The sequence below is a fragment of the Streptomyces olivochromogenes genome (genome assembly GCF_021538895.1).
In the GTDB taxonomy this organism is placed as follows: Bacteria; Actinomycetota; Actinomycetes; order Streptomycetales; family Streptomycetaceae; genus Streptomyces; species Streptomyces olivochromogenes_A.
In genome coordinates, this window is sequence record NZ_JADDRL010000003.1 from 65,129 (window position 1) to 78,913 (window position 13,785).

The window sequence follows — 13,785 nt, forward strand, 5'->3', positions numbered from 1 at the left end:
ATCACTCGACGGAGCCCGGGAGGACTGTCTCGCCGGCGAGACGCGGCAAGCGGCTTCACCTGTCCGAACGGTGGAATTCCAGGCCGTCGAACTCCCCGCTGCCCCGCCATTCCTGAAGGTGCCGGAAGAAGCCCAGGCCATCGGGGAACTCGTATTCGTCCCAAAGGGAATGCGGACCGAGATCCGTTCCCTCGTTGTTGGAGTAGCCGGGGGTGCATTCCGTGCCCAGGAACGTGCGCCACTCCGCATCGACTCCCACGTTGCTCATCCAGGCGTCCTCCGCCTGCCGGGTGAGTTCGACGACGTCGGCCCCCGTGGTGACCGCGTGCGCGACGACGGCGGCGACGGTCTTGGCCGCCTCGGACAGGTTGTGCGAGAGGTTGGAGAACCGCGTCCCGCCCGTGAGCGACTGAACGAGGAACGCGTTCGGGAACCCGTGCACATGGAGTCCGTGCATCGTGCGCATGCCGTCGGTCCAGTGCTCCGACAGTCGCCTGCCGTCCGTGCCGACGGGGTCGAATCCGGCGCGCCGGGTGGGCGCGGTGCCGACCTCGAACCCCGACGCGTGGATGATGCAGTCCACCTCGTACTCGGTGCCGTCCACCACGACACCTCGCGGCGTGATCCGCTCGACCCCCTTGCCGTCCGTGTCGACGAGACGGACCGTCGGCTCGTTGTAGGCGTCCAGATACTCGTCGTGGAAGGTCATGCGCTTGCACGGAAGCCAGTACCAGGGCTTGAGGAGTTCCGCGGTCCGTGCGTCCTTGACCGTCTCCTCCACCCGGGCGTGGAGCCGGCCCATCTTCTCGATGTCCGCGTAGTACGGGCCGCCGATCTCCTCGGACGTGTCCGAGTCCGGCTTCGAGCCCTCTCCGGCGTTGCGCCACATCCTGGCCATGGCGGTCCAGCCGTCGTTGATCAGATCCTCGGCCGGCTGCTCGGCCGACGTCATGTTGGCCGCGTAGTTGTCCAGCCAGCGCTGCTGCCATCCAGGCGTGGCCATCTGCGCGAACCACTCCGGGTCGATCGGCCGGTTGTCGCGGACCTCGATGACGGAAGGCGTGCGCTGGAACACGAACAGTTCCCGGCATGCGGTGGCCAGGTGAGGGACGCACTGCACCGCGGTGGCGCCGGTGCCGATGATCGCCACCCGCTTGTCCCGCAGGTTGCCCAGCGGTCCGCCGACCGGGTCGCCGGTGTAGGCGTAGTCCCATCGGCTCGCGTGGAAGGTGTGGCCCGCGAAGGTCTCGATGCCCGGGATCCCGGGGAGCTTCGGCACGGACAGGTGGCCGAGCCCCAGGATCACGAACTGGGCGGTGAACTCGTCACCGCGGTCGGTCCGCACCGTCCACAGTTGGGCGGACTCGTCCCAGTCCAAGCCGGTGACCCGGGTGTGGAAGAGCGCGTTCTCGTACAACCCGTACTGCTTGCCGATGCGTTGGCAGTGCTCCAGGATCTCCGGGCCGCGCACGTACCACTCGGTGGGCACGTAGCCGGTCTCCTCCAGCAACGGCAGGTAGATCATGGACGCGATGTCGCACTGGGCGCCCGGGTACCTGTTCCAGTACCAGGTTCCGCCGAAGTCGCCGCCGGTGTCGACGATCCTGACATCGGAGACCCCCGCCTCCTTCAGGTGGGCGCCCGTCATCAGGCCGGCGAACCCCCCGCCGATGACCGCGACCGTGACGTGGTCGCGGTGCGGCTCGCGCTCGATGCGATCGGTGAAGGGGTCCTCGTTCATGTGCGCGAACCCGCCACTGAGGGTCAGGTATTGGTCGATGCCGTCCGGCCGCAGTCGCTTGGCCCGCTCGGCGGCGACTTTCGCCATGTGCTCCGACACGTTGTGCCTGGACATAGATGTCTCTCCTCCGAATGCATTTCTCCGGCCGCCCGGCCAGCACCTGGAATGTGTCGTGGTCGGTACTCGACGAGGCCCGTGGGTCTGTCTCGCCGGCGAGACAGACCCCCTCTGAGTGCGAACGCGTCGCCACCGTCATGAGTCCGCTCTCCTGCCCAGCACGGGCCGGGGCGCGCTGACCTCGGCGCTGAGCTGAGCGGCGAGCTCCCCGAGCGACCGCATGTCGAAGAACGCCCGCAGCTGCAGCTCACAGCCCATGACGGCGCGCACCCGACCGATGACGGTCATGGCGAGCAGCGAATCTCCGCCGAGATCGAAGAAGTTGTCGTCAGCGCCCGTCTGCGGAACGCCGATCACCTCGGCCACGATCCGGCACAGCTGCCGTTCACGGGGGCCGGCGGACGCCGAGACGCTTCGGACGGTGTCCGACACGGTGCTCGACGGATCGCCACCCGACAGTTTCTTGCGGTCCAACCTCCCGTCGGGAGTGGTCGGAAGAGCGGCGAGAACCTGCACCCGGTCGGGCAACAGCGCGGAGGGGAGCCTGCCGCTCAGGAACTCCCGGACGGTGGCGGGCGTCAGCGCGTCCTGGCCTTCGTCGCCCGGCACGACGTACGCCACCAGTTCGGCCATGCGGGTGCCGGCCTGGGCCGCCACGACCGCGGCGTGGGCGATGGCGGGGTGCCCGAGCAGCACGCCCTCCACTTCCGCCGGCTCCATGCGCAGGCCGCGGATCTTGACCTGGTCGTCGAGGCGCCCCCACAGCTCCAACTGCCCGTCGGGACGCAGCCGGCCCTTGTCGCCGGTGCGGTACATGCGCTGTCCGGGGACCTGGCTGAAGGGGTCGGCCACGAATCGCTCGCTGGTGTGCGCCGGCTGTCCCGCATACCCCTGGGCCACGCCGAGTCCACCGATGCAGATCTCCCCGACGAACATGGGCGGCAGCAACTGCAACTGGTCGTCGACGACGTAGATCCGTGACGTGCCGGTCGCGCGCCCGGTTACCGGCTTGGGGTGTTCGCGAATCTCCGCCCTGGCCGACTCGACGGTGCACTCGTTGAGGCCGTAGGCGTGGAACGCGAGCAGCCCGGGTTGGTCGTGCAGGCGCTGCCACAGCCGGTCGGACGGGCTCTCGCCACCGATCACCACGATCTTCGGCGGGTGGGGGAGCGTCAGGAGGCCGTCGTCGACCAGCATTTCCAGCCGGCCACTCGCGCAGTCGAGTACATCGATCGCCGTTTCGGGGTCCGATCCACGGGCGAGGAGCTGATACGGGTCCGTTCGCTCCTCTTCGTCGATCAGCAGCAGCCGGTGCCCGAAGGCGATCATGCCGAGACAGTGGTTGACGAACACGCCGGAGGTCAGGGAACTCAGCGCACCGACATTCACCTGACGGCCTTCGGGCAACCGTGCGTACAACGGCGCCAGTTGGGTGGTGGCGAGCGCGAGAAGGTTCGCCTGATCGATGACCACACCCCTCGGCTTTCCTGTGGAACCCGGTGTGAAGACCACGTAGGCCGCAGCGGCGGCCGGGCGACGCGCGAAGCCGCCGTCGGCCGGATCGTCTCCGGAGGTCTTCTCCGCGTCCGCCAGGAGGTCGGCCGCCGAGACGGCCTCCACCTCGGCGAACGCCTCGTCCGCGATGACGAGAGCGATGCCCGCCTCCTTGAGGAGCAGGCGGCGGCGGAACTCGGGCTGTTGCGGATCCAGCAGCAGGAAGGCGCCGCCCGCGCACCAGGTGGCGAGCATCGCGACGATCAGATCGCTGCGCCTGTCCAGGCAGATCCCCACCACGGTGCCGGTCCGCACGCCGCGAGCCGCAAGGCCCGCGGCCATCGTCCGCGCCCGGCCGGCCAGTTCGGCGAAGGTGAGCCGCGCGCCGTCCGCGACGACTGCCTCCCGTTCGGGCACGGTAGCCGCGGTCAGTTCGAAAAGGTCCCACGCGGACGTGGGTTCCGAGGGAGTACGGCCGCCCTCCGGTTCACCGCTCGCGCCGAGCGCCAGCGTTTTTGTCAGTGCGGCCTGGTCGAGCAGCGGGATGCTGCCGAGCGCGACATCGGGTTGCCGGCTGAGTGAGCCCAGCAGGTCGCCAAAGGCCTTGGCGAACCGCTGCATGGCTGCCTCGGAGAACCGCTGGCGGTTGAATTCGACGTTGAGTGAGACTTCGCCTGCCAGCCGCTGTATGTCCAGCGACAGGTCGAACTGAAGCCCCGACAATTCCGCAGGTTCCGGCAGGAGCGTCACCTGGAGATCTTCGAGTGCCCATACGTCGCTCAGGTCGAGCATGCCGTAGGTGATGGCAGCCTGGAACAGGGGGTTGCGGTCGGCGTCACGCTCGGGAGCCAGTGCGCCCACCACCACCTCGAACGGAACGTCCTGGTAGTCCAGTGCGTCGTGAACCGTTTCGCTCACGAGACCGAGAAGCTGATCGAAGGTCAGTGCCGAATCCACCTGGCAGCGCAGTGCCACCGTATTGGAGAAGAATCCGATCGTTCCGAAAAGTTCTGAGCTCGGTCGGCTGAGCGTCTGCGTGCCGACCGATATGTCGCTCGATCCCGCCCAACGCTGCAGCAGAACGAAGTATACAGACAGCAGGCCGGTGAACGGGGTCACCGAGCGAGCCCGGCAGAACTCTTCGAATTCTGCCACCACATTCTGCGGGACGGCGATCGGCAACCTCGATCCGATCATTCTGCCCGGGCTCTTTTCTCCGTCCTCGGGCATCGACGCCGGCTGAATACCTGCCAGCTGGCCACGCCAGTAATCCAGGGCGGCCTCATCCACCTTGGAGGCGTTCTCCGTCAGGCAGAAGTCGGCGTACTGTGCGGCCGGCACCGCGAAGGCGGGCGCGTGCGGGTCTGCGTAGGCGAGACGGAGTTCTTCGGCGAACACCTTCCCGGAAATTTCGTCCGTGATGATGTGGTGGAACACGAAGACCACCAGGTGGAGGCTCGGCGATATCCGTATCACCGACGTTCGCCAGAGCGGGCCCGACGAAATGTCGAACGGGAGGTCGACGACCCTCCTGGCCTCGGTGTCTGCCCACGCTCGGCGCTCGTCCTGCGAGTCGCCCTCGGCCTCCACGAGGTCGATCAGGACCGGCTGCGTGGCGTCGCCGTCCTCGTCGTGCACCAATTGGAAGACTTCGCCGCCGCGCTCCAGGAATGTGGTTCGAAATGCCTCGTGCCTGCTGCGCAGCACCTGAAGCGCGCGCTCCAGCCGGTCTATCGAGAGATCTCCATCGATGGTAAGAACCGGCCTCCAGACGTCAGACGAGTTGTTCGGTCGCATCACCGAGGAGAAGTACATCCTGCGCTGCGGTGATGAGGCGGGAACCATACGCGAATGACGCTTGCCCGCGAGACCGTCACCCTCAAGATCCGGCATATCCAGCCCATGTGTGTGACGTATTCGGGGCACGGAAGCCCTCCCCCATCGATCGGCCGTTCCTTCGGTAACACCTTATTTTCAGGCTCGATCAACGCAATCGTTCGAGCGCGTGTCAGACGGTTTCACTCGCTCCGCATCAAGAGCCGTCGCCGCGAGAAGAACGTGGTCCCAAACATGACGCCTCTCCGGGGTCATATCCAGCCCTGGCGGGGGTAGTTCGCTCCGCTCGGGTGTCTCGCCGGCGAGACACCGCCAGCACGCAGACGCACTCTCGCACCGATCGGCCGGGAACATGGCGAATTGTCCGATGGGCGGCACGGGGCGGTGCGGAAATGGGTGACGCAAATGGGGGAGCCGGCGCCAGTAGAGATTTGGCTTAAAGGAAACCTCTTATCGGTGAACGGCTCCCCGGCCCGCGTGAGCTCTCGCGCTCGTGTCGATCCCGAGCGAGTAGCAATATGCGAGTGCGGGCGGCAGTCGCCCCGTCCCCGTGCCGTAGCGGGCGGCCCGCGTATCGCGCACAATTACGCCGTGGATGACGTCCAACTGTTACGGTTGGCCAATACATGCGAAAGCATCAACCAACGGGGGATCGTTGCGCACTGCTATCCTAACAAAGAGGACAAACGAGACAACTGCGCGGAATGTTGCAACGGCAAGCACTGCGGGACAGCTGTTGAGCATGGGCGTGCAGTTCCACAAGTCCGGCTTGTCGTTCACATCCAGGCAGAGCCTCAATATGTGGGAGCAAGTCGGGACCGGACTGCTCTCTTTCGCGGACTCTTCTACCTGGTGGATCGCCGACTGGCTGGTTTATGGTGAATCCGAGTTCCAGGACCGCTACTACGAAGCCATCAAGCGGACGTCGCTCAGCTACCAGACGCTTCGTAACTACACGTGGGTCGCGCGCAAGTTCCCGCTGGCCCGCCGGCGGCAGAATCTGAGCTTCAGTCATCACCTTGAAGTGGTGGCGCTCGACCAGCCGGAACAGGACTACTGGCTGAGGAAAGCGGAAGCGATGGGCTGGAGCAGGAACAAGCTTCGCGGGGAGGTTCGTAGCAGCCTCCGCGCGCGGCAGGGCGAGGTGACCGAGCCCGAGAGCCGCGCTGAGCTGGACAAAGTCGGTCCCGCCGGGGCCAGTTCGGCTTCGGAGCGGGTCGAACCCGCCGCGACCGGATCCGGCTCGGGTCCGGACCGGCGCGATGCCGACCCCTCGCCCGAAGCGGGCCTGCTGCACATTGAACTCCCGGCCGAAATCCTGGCACAGATCCGGACCGCTGCCAGGAAGGAAGGCGCGCCGGTCGAGACCTGGGCGATGGAGATACTGCGGCGGGCTGCCGGCGGGTCCTGAGGCGAGGGTGCCGTCGCACGTCGGGAGACCTCCTGGGCGCCTTTCCGACGTGCGGTGGCCGCCGGTACCGTCCTGAAAGCGAGCCGCGGCGAATGTTGTCACGCGCCGTTGGCCAGGCCCAGGTAAATGCCTTCGGCGTCCTCGAATGGATTCGCCGCAAAATATCCTGAAGAACGAACCTGGCGCCCGGTGCAGAGTGCGCTTGTCCGGTCGACGGGACAAGGTTTTCACCGGCAACACAAACCAGGATTCCTCATTTGTCTGGACGCGTTTAACCGGTGTCCATGACGATGAAGGCGCTGTTGGGCGAATGGCATTCCAAGTATGAGGATGATAAATGACCTTGTCATTGTTGTGCGTACCCTTCGCCGGGAGCGGCGCCGGCTTCTACAGGGCCTGGCCGAACGACGGTGAGCAGGATCTTCGGATCGTTCCATTGCAGATGCCGGGCCGGGAGGAGCGTTTCCTGGAGGACCCGTACAAGGACGCCGCGGAGGCGGCCAAGGATCTTGCCGGGGCCGCGCTCCGCCTGGTCGGCGGGGCGGAGCGGGTGATGCTCTTCGGGCACAGTCTCGGCGCCGTTCTCGCCTATGAGACGGCTCGTGAACTCCAGGCGCAGGGCTTCACCGCGCTGGAGCACCTCTTCGTGAGCGGGTCCCCCGGTCCCCGGAGCGGTCGCACCGGGCGGACCGCGGAACTCGACGACGACACCTTCGTGGAGCGGGTCGCGGAGCTCGCCGGGTATCGGCATGCGGCACTCGACGACCCCGAGCTGCGGGAGGTGCTGCTTCCGTTGCTACGGGCGGACGTAGCCCTGCACGAGGACTACCGACCCGTTTCGGACGAGACGTTGACGCTGCCTGTCACCGCCCTGCGCGGGACGGACGACGCCCTGGTGAGCCGGGCGCGGTGCGCGACCTGGGAGACGGTGACCACCGGGCCGTTCGAGCTGATGGAACTCGCGGGCGGACACATGTACCTGACCGACAGGGAACAGGAATTGCTCGCTGTCATCGACGCCGCGGCGCGGGGCGCCCGCACATGACGCGCGACAGCAGAAGTACCGCAGGTGCGGCCCTGGAGGGCCGGACCGTGGTGATCACCGGCGCGGGCCGTGGCCTGGGACGCGCCTGTGCGCTGCGGTTCGCGGAAGAGGGAGCCGACCTCGTTCTGCTCGACGTGGGCGAGGACATCGAGGGCGTCCCCTACCCTCTGTCGACGAGCGGTCAGCTCACGCACACCGCCAAGCTCTGCGAGGAGCGCGGCGCGGCGGTACTGGCGGAGTCCGTCGACGTACGCGGCAGTGTCACGCCGGCCGTCGAGAAGGCGCTCGACCGCTTCGGCCGTATCGATGTCCTCGTCAACAACGCGGGCATCGCCGCCCCTTCGGGAAAGGCCGTCCACGAGATCACCGAGGACGAGTGGTGTCTGATGCTCGACGTCGACCTCTCCGGCGCGTGGCGCATGATCAAAGCCGTGGCGCCGACGATGATCGCGCAGCGGCGAGGCAGCGTCATCAACGTCTCATCCACCGCCGGTCTGGTCGGCTACCGGCACTTCGCGGGGTATGTCGCCGCCAAGCACGGGCTGATCGGGCTGACCAAGGCCGCGGCTCTCGACTACGGGCCTTACCAGGTCCGGGTCAACGCCCTCTGCCCGGGCTCCGTCGCGGACGACCCGACGGTCGACGGCCGGATGCTGTCCGAGATCGCTCGCTCCCTGGACGTGGCCGTGGAAGACCACGAGAGGGTCTTCGTCCAGGCGCAGCCGATGAACGCGCTCATCGCTCCCTCCGACATCGCCGGCGCCGCCCTCTGGCTCGCAGGTGACGACTCCCCCCAAGTGACCGGCAGCGTACTGACCGTCGACGGGGGCTTCACCGCGCGCTGATCCGCGTCGGCCGACCGTGTTCCCCGCACCCTTCTTGGCGCACCGACAGGAGTTCCCCCATGGCGACAGCCCACTGGTCCGTGCCGTTCCAGTGCCATGAGCAGGCCGCCATGTGCCACAGTCTGACGGTCAGGTGCCCACAGCCCCCCAGCAGTGGTGAGCTTCGGCGACGGTTGGAACAGGTCGGCGAACTCGCCGAAGGCGTGTTGTGGGAACGGCGCACCCGGGAGCGCTCGACGGCACCGGCGGCGCAGCAGTACGCGGAACAGGAAGCCCGCCGGCCGCTGCGCGCCACCTCCGGTCCGCGGCTGCGCATCACGCTCGCGCGGCATACGGACGACGTCGCCGATCTGGTGCTGGTCGCCGCCCGTGACGCCCTTTCCCAGGCGGCACTGAGCGACTTGGCCGGGTTCCTCACCGGCGGTTCCCTGCCCCGGGCGGGTCGGCATGGCACCGCGCGTGAGACGAGCGGGGCGGGGGCCGTCCCGCTCGCGGGGCCTGAGTGGGGTCTCGGTGACCTCGCGCGCCGCGGTTTCGTCGGCGCGGCCGGATTCTCCACGACGGTCTGCGAAAACCCGGTGGACCAGAAGCTGTTGACTGCCGCGGCCGCCATCGTCCTGGCCGGGTACGACGCCGAGGAGACACCGCGGATCGCCCTGCTCGACCCCGACGCGACAGGACCGCACGCGCTGTCCACGTATGTCCTCAAGTCAGACGAGGCCATGTCCGTCGCCGGTTTCCTCGCCGGTGTGCCCGAGACACCGGAGCCGGACGGCGAACCGGTGACAGAACTCGGGGGTGGCCTCGCGATTCCGGTGGGCATGGTCTTCGGCGAGTGGGACGACGCGCGGCAGTACTACCCCTGCCTCGCACCCGTCTTCCCCCTCACGATCCAGGCCGAGCAGCGCCCGGACCGGTCCTGGAGCGGCACCTGCTGGTACGACGAGGGTGTGATCGATCCGCGGATCGCGCGCGCTTTCGCCGAGCAAGTTGCCCATGTCGCCCAGTGGTTGGCGGATCTGGGTGAGTCCGGTGAAGAACTGCCGCTGTCGGCCACCCCTCTGATGCCGGCCGAACGCGCCGCGGACATCGTCCGGCGGGGAGCGACTCCTGCGGTCGCCGCGACCCCCACGGCCGGTTCGACCGTCCACGGGCGCTTCGAGGACCTGGTACGCCGTCGCCCGGACGCGATCGCCGTCACGGACGGCACCCGCACCCTGACCTATCGCCAGCTCGATGAGCGGGCCGAACTCATGGCCGAGGGGCTGCGCTCCTCGGGGGCGGTGCCGGGGAGCATGGTCGGCGTGTGCCTGGAGCGCGACGCGACCCTCGTCGTCACCTTGCTCGCGATACTCAAGTCCGGCTGCGCCTACGTACCCATGGACGTCGAGTACCCGCACGAGCGCCTGCGTTACACGGTCGGCAGCGCCGGGGTGCGCGTCGTCGTCGCCGCAGCCGACGTGTTCCCGGTCGTCGAGGGCGTTCGGTCCGTGCCCCCCGAGGAGCTGCTCCGGCTCGGCGAGCGGAGCGTCTCCCGCGGCCGGACCACACCCTGCGACGAGAACGACCCCGCCTACATCATCTACACGTCCGGATCGACGGGGCGGCCCAAGGGCGTCGTCGTCCCGCACCGCAACGTGCTGGCCCTGGTCGACGGCACGGCCGAGGACTTCGGGCTCGGCGCGGACGACGTCTGGACGATGTTCCACTCCAGCGCGTTCGACTTCTCCGTCTGGGAGATCTGGGGCTGTCTGCTGACCGGCGGGCAACTCGTGGTGGTGCCCTTCTGGATCACGCGGGACACGGGGGAGTTCCACGCCCTGCTCGCCGAACGACGCGTCACCGTGCTCAACCAGACGCCCTCCGCCTTCCTGCCCCTCGTCGCACAGGACCGGGAATCGCCCGCCGAGCTCGCGGTGCGCCTGGTGATCTTCGGCGGTGAGCCGCTGGACGCCCGTGAGCTGCTGCCCTGGTTCGCCCGCCACCCGCAGGCGGAGTGCCGTCTGGTCAACATGTTCGGGATCACGGAGACCACCGTGCACGTGACGGCGCAGACCGTGACGCCTCAGGCGGCTCTGCGGGGGAGCCGGTCGGTGGGCCCGGCGCTCCCCGGCTGGTCGGTGTCCGTACGTGGACCGCGAGGAGAGGTTCTGCCGGTGGGAGCGGCGGGCGAGATCTGGGTCGGCGGGGCTGGAGTCGCCCGTCACTACCAGGGGCAGCCGGAGCTCACGGCGCGACGTTTCGTCATCGACCCGGTGACCGGTGAGCGGATCTACCGCAGTGGCGACAAGGGCCGCATGAGGCCCGACGGGTGCCTGGAACATCTGGGCAGGATCGACAGCCAGGTGAAGATCCGCGGGTACCGGATCGAGCCGGACGAGATCCGCAACGTCCTGCTCGGAGCACCGTCGGTCTCCGGGGCGACCGTCGTCGTCCACCACGACGAGAGTGGCGATCGAGCAGTCGACCGGCTGGATGCCTACGTAGTGCTCAAGAAGGACGCGACAGTGGCCATGGTCGCGGAGCATGCCAGGCAGCTTCTGCCCGACTACATGGTCCCAGCGACGGTCACAGAACTCGATGCCATCCCCTTGACGATCAACGGGAAGGTCGATGTCGCACAGCTCCCCGCACCGACGGCCGCTCGGCCGACCTTGGCGGAGTCCCCGGATCCCGTCGAGACCGGGTCCACCGACCGGCTGGAGCGCGACATGCTGGACATCTGGAGCCGGCACCTGGGTACGCAGGTGGGCCCGGAGGACAACTTCTTCGCGCTGGGCGGCAACTCGCTGCTGGTCGTCCGCGTACTGGCCGAGGTCAAGGAGCTCGGTGTACCGAAGATCACCGTGCGGGAGTTCTACCAGAACTCCTTCGCACGACAGTTCATCCAGCTGGCCAGGGGGCGGATCACTCTCGCTTCCGACGCCCCGGCTGCCACTGGTAGCGCGCGGAGCTGACCTCGTCGCAGGGACGGGACCGGTGCTCACTTGACGACGTGCTGTGTGCAGCCTGTCGTGCCTGGTCCGCCCCGCGTGCTGGGTGCGACGGATCGGCTCGGACGGTGCGCGGCAGCGGGGTACGACTCGTCGCGACAGCGGCTGCGACTCCTCTTAGGTATCCGTCTCGAACCACACTGTCCTTTCCTGCCGCTCGGCGAGTTCCCCCAGAAGGACGCCAGGGCAGACACGATCACCAGCCTTCTCCGTGGACAAGCGCGTTTCGTCGTCCGCCCGCCGGGCGGAGAACGGAATGGCCGAGTCGATCATGTCGGTGTGGGCGCGTCGGTCACACCGATGTCCATCGATCGGGCCGAGAGGTTGCACGAATCAAGACGGTCGGTCATATTGATTAAGACGGTCGGTCATCTTGAATGACTGGGACACACCACAGGAGCAGCTCATGACCACGTACAGGGCCTGGGAAGTCACCGGCAGCCGAAACTTCCGCCTCGTCGACCGGGAACTGGTCGACCCCGAGCCGCATCAGGTGCGGCTGAAGGTGGAGTACTGCGGGGTCTGCCACAGCGACGTGCTCGCGGCCGAAGGCCTGCGCGCCGACCCCGAGCAGCCGATCGTGCCCGGCCACGAGATCATCGGTGTCATCGACGCCGTCGGCGCGCGGGTGACCGCCTGGCATGTCGGTGAGCGCGTCGGTGTTGGCTTCCTCGCCGGGCACTGCGGCGAGTGCGACCCCTGCCGCCGCGGTGATTTCGTCAGTTGCCGCAACCAGCAGCAGACGGGCACGACCGTGGACGGCGGCTACGCCGAGGTCGCCTACGCCCGCACCAGCGGGCTGGTCCGTGTCTCGGCGGACGTCCCGGCGGCCGAGGCGGCCCCGTTGCTGTGCGCGGGCCTGACCACCTTCACCGCGCTCCAGCGGGTCGACGCCCGCCCTGGCGCGCTCGTCGCCGTCCAGGGCATCGGTGGACTCGGTCATCTCGCCGTCCAGTACGCGCGCAGCCTCGGTTACCGGGTGGCCGCTGTCGCCCGCGGCAGTGAGAAGGAGGCTCTGGCCCGAGAGCTGGGTGCCCACCACTACATCAACAGCACGGACCAGGACGTCGCCGGCACGCTGCAGGACCTCGGTGGTGCCGCCGCTGTCATCGCCACCGCCGCCAGCGGCTCCTCCATGAGTCCCCTGGTGACGGGGCTCGCTCCGCACGGCAAGCTCCTGGTCCTCGGTGCCGCCCCCGACCCCCTCCAGGCGCAGACCCCTGACCTGATCTTCGGCAACCGGAGCATCCAGGGCCACCTCACCGGGACCCCGATCGAGAACGAGGACAACCTCGTCTTCAGCGCCGCCAACGGCATTCGCCCGCGTATCGAGACCTTCCCGCTGTCCGAGGCGCCCAAGGCCTACGAGCACATGCTCTCCGGGCGTGCCCGCTTCCGCGTGGTCCTCGACGCCGCCTGACGCGGGCACCCTTGCGACGGCTCCGGCCGGGCGCCGAGGAGCACGTGTGGCCCCGCTGCTGTCCCTGCCGCTTGACAATGTCAAGACGACCGGTCATTTTTGGAGGTGAGTTGTGGGAAGGAGACGCGATGCCCAGACCGAGCGTCCGGGAGCAGTTGGTCAACGCCGCCGCGGAGTGCTTTGAGGAGCGGGGGTTCAACGGTATCGGCGTCCAGGAGATCACCCGTTCCGCGGGTGTGCCCAAGGGGTCCTTCTACAACCATTTCCCGAGCAAGGAAGCGCTCGCCGTCGAGGTCCTTCACCGCTACGGGGTGGCGCGTCGCCTGCAGATGCTTGAGGACGAGACGCTTGCTCCCGCAGCGCGCCTGCGCGGGCACTTTCGGTTCCTTGCCGACGACCTGGAACGCTTCCAATTCACCCGGGGCTGTCTCTACGGCAATTTCGGAGCCGAGCTCTCCACGCAGAGCGCCGAGGTCCGCGGCCAGGTGGAAGCCGCGCTTGAGCGGTGGACCGCCAAGGTGGCGGCGCTCCTGCAGGAGTCCCGCGCCACCGGGACGCTGAAGGGCGCTGTCGAGCCCGAGTCGCTGGCCAACTTCCTCGTCAACGCCTGGGAAGGCGCCGCTCTGCGGGCCAAGGTGACCCGAAGCAGCAAGCCGTTGGACGACTTCTTCGCCCTGTTCGACTCACTCGTGGAAAGCTGACGAGCCAGCAGCCGGTGTGGGAGTCCGGTGGTTCGGGTCGGCAGCGAAGTTCCCAACAGACGGCGATCCCGGGCCCCAGCAAGTCGGCAAGTCGGCCGGCCGGACGACCGGCCGCGCCTGCGCCGCGCGCCCGTCCCCGAGATCGGGGACGGGCGCCAGGTTCTTGGGGTGTGCCGTCAGAC

General features: G+C 68.0%; 8 protein-coding genes. 6 read left to right on the forward strand and 2 right to left on the reverse strand.

What is annotated here, in order from left to right:
• Positions 1–55: 55 nt before the first annotated feature.
• Positions 56–1,855, reverse strand: a complete 1,800-nt coding sequence (locus IPZ69_RS02230; RefSeq protein WP_235451909.1) for a flavin-containing monooxygenase — start codon at positions 1,853–1,855, stop codon at positions 56–58.
• A 138-nt stretch (positions 1,856–1,993) separates the two neighbouring features.
• Positions 1,994–5,245, reverse strand: a complete 3,252-nt coding sequence (locus IPZ69_RS02235) for a non-ribosomal peptide synthetase (RefSeq protein ID WP_235451910.1) — start codon at positions 5,243–5,245, stop codon at positions 1,994–1,996.
• Positions 5,246–5,930: 685 nt separating this feature from the next.
• On the opposite strand from IPZ69_RS02235, the gene IPZ69_RS02240 reads away from it, so the two are divergent.
• The 6 genes from IPZ69_RS02240 (at position 5,931) to IPZ69_RS02265 (ending at position 13,603) form a co-directional block, all read left to right on the forward strand.
• Entirely contained in the window at positions 5,931–6,599 is a 669-nt protein-coding gene (locus tag IPZ69_RS02240; protein ID WP_235451911.1) for an LmbU family transcriptional regulator, read from the forward strand.
• A 337-nt stretch (positions 6,600–6,936) separates the two neighbouring features.
• A complete protein-coding gene (locus IPZ69_RS02245; protein ID WP_235451912.1) occupies positions 6,937–7,644 on the forward strand; it encodes a thioesterase II family protein in 708 nt (235 codons plus the stop codon).
• Complete coding sequence (locus IPZ69_RS02250; protein ID WP_235451913.1) at positions 7,641–8,489, forward strand: mycofactocin-coupled SDR family oxidoreductase; 849 nt, start codon at positions 7,641–7,643, stop codon at positions 8,487–8,489. Before IPZ69_RS02245 ends, IPZ69_RS02250 begins: the two co-directional genes overlap by 4 nt.
• Before the next feature lie 59 nt (positions 8,490–8,548).
• Positions 8,549–11,446, forward strand: a complete 2,898-nt coding sequence (locus IPZ69_RS02255; protein ID WP_235451914.1) for a non-ribosomal peptide synthetase — start codon at positions 8,549–8,551, stop codon at positions 11,444–11,446.
• A gap of 442 nt (positions 11,447–11,888) precedes the next feature.
• Positions 11,889–12,902, forward strand: coding sequence for an alcohol dehydrogenase catalytic domain-containing protein (locus IPZ69_RS02260; RefSeq protein ID WP_235451915.1), 1,014 nt, complete (start codon positions 11,889–11,891; stop codon positions 12,900–12,902).
• A gap of 128 nt (positions 12,903–13,030) precedes the next feature.
• A complete protein-coding gene (locus IPZ69_RS02265; RefSeq protein WP_235451916.1) occupies positions 13,031–13,603 on the forward strand; it encodes a TetR/AcrR family transcriptional regulator in 573 nt (190 codons plus the stop codon).
• Positions 13,604–13,785: the final 182 nt, after the last annotated feature.

Coding starts and splice junctions, on each gene's coding strand:
- IPZ69_RS02230 (WP_235451909.1), bottom strand. CDS start 1,855: ATGTCCAGGCACAACGTGTCGGAGCACATGGCGAAAGTCGCCGCCGAG.
- IPZ69_RS02235 (WP_235451910.1), bottom strand. CDS start 5,245: ATGCCGGATCTTGAGGGTGACGGTCTCGCGGGCAAGCGTCATTCGCGT.
- IPZ69_RS02240 (WP_235451911.1), top strand. CDS start 5,931: ATGGGCGTGCAGTTCCACAAGTCCGGCTTGTCGTTCACATCCAGGCAG.
- IPZ69_RS02245 (WP_235451912.1), top strand. CDS start 6,937: ATGACCTTGTCATTGTTGTGCGTACCCTTCGCCGGGAGCGGCGCCGGC.
- IPZ69_RS02250 (WP_235451913.1), top strand. CDS start 7,641: ATGACGCGCGACAGCAGAAGTACCGCAGGTGCGGCCCTGGAGGGCCGG.
- IPZ69_RS02255 (WP_235451914.1), top strand. CDS start 8,549: ATGGCGACAGCCCACTGGTCCGTGCCGTTCCAGTGCCATGAGCAGGCC.
- IPZ69_RS02260 (WP_235451915.1), top strand. CDS start 11,889: ATGACCACGTACAGGGCCTGGGAAGTCACCGGCAGCCGAAACTTCCGC.
- IPZ69_RS02265 (WP_235451916.1), top strand. CDS start 13,031: ATGCCCAGACCGAGCGTCCGGGAGCAGTTGGTCAACGCCGCCGCGGAG.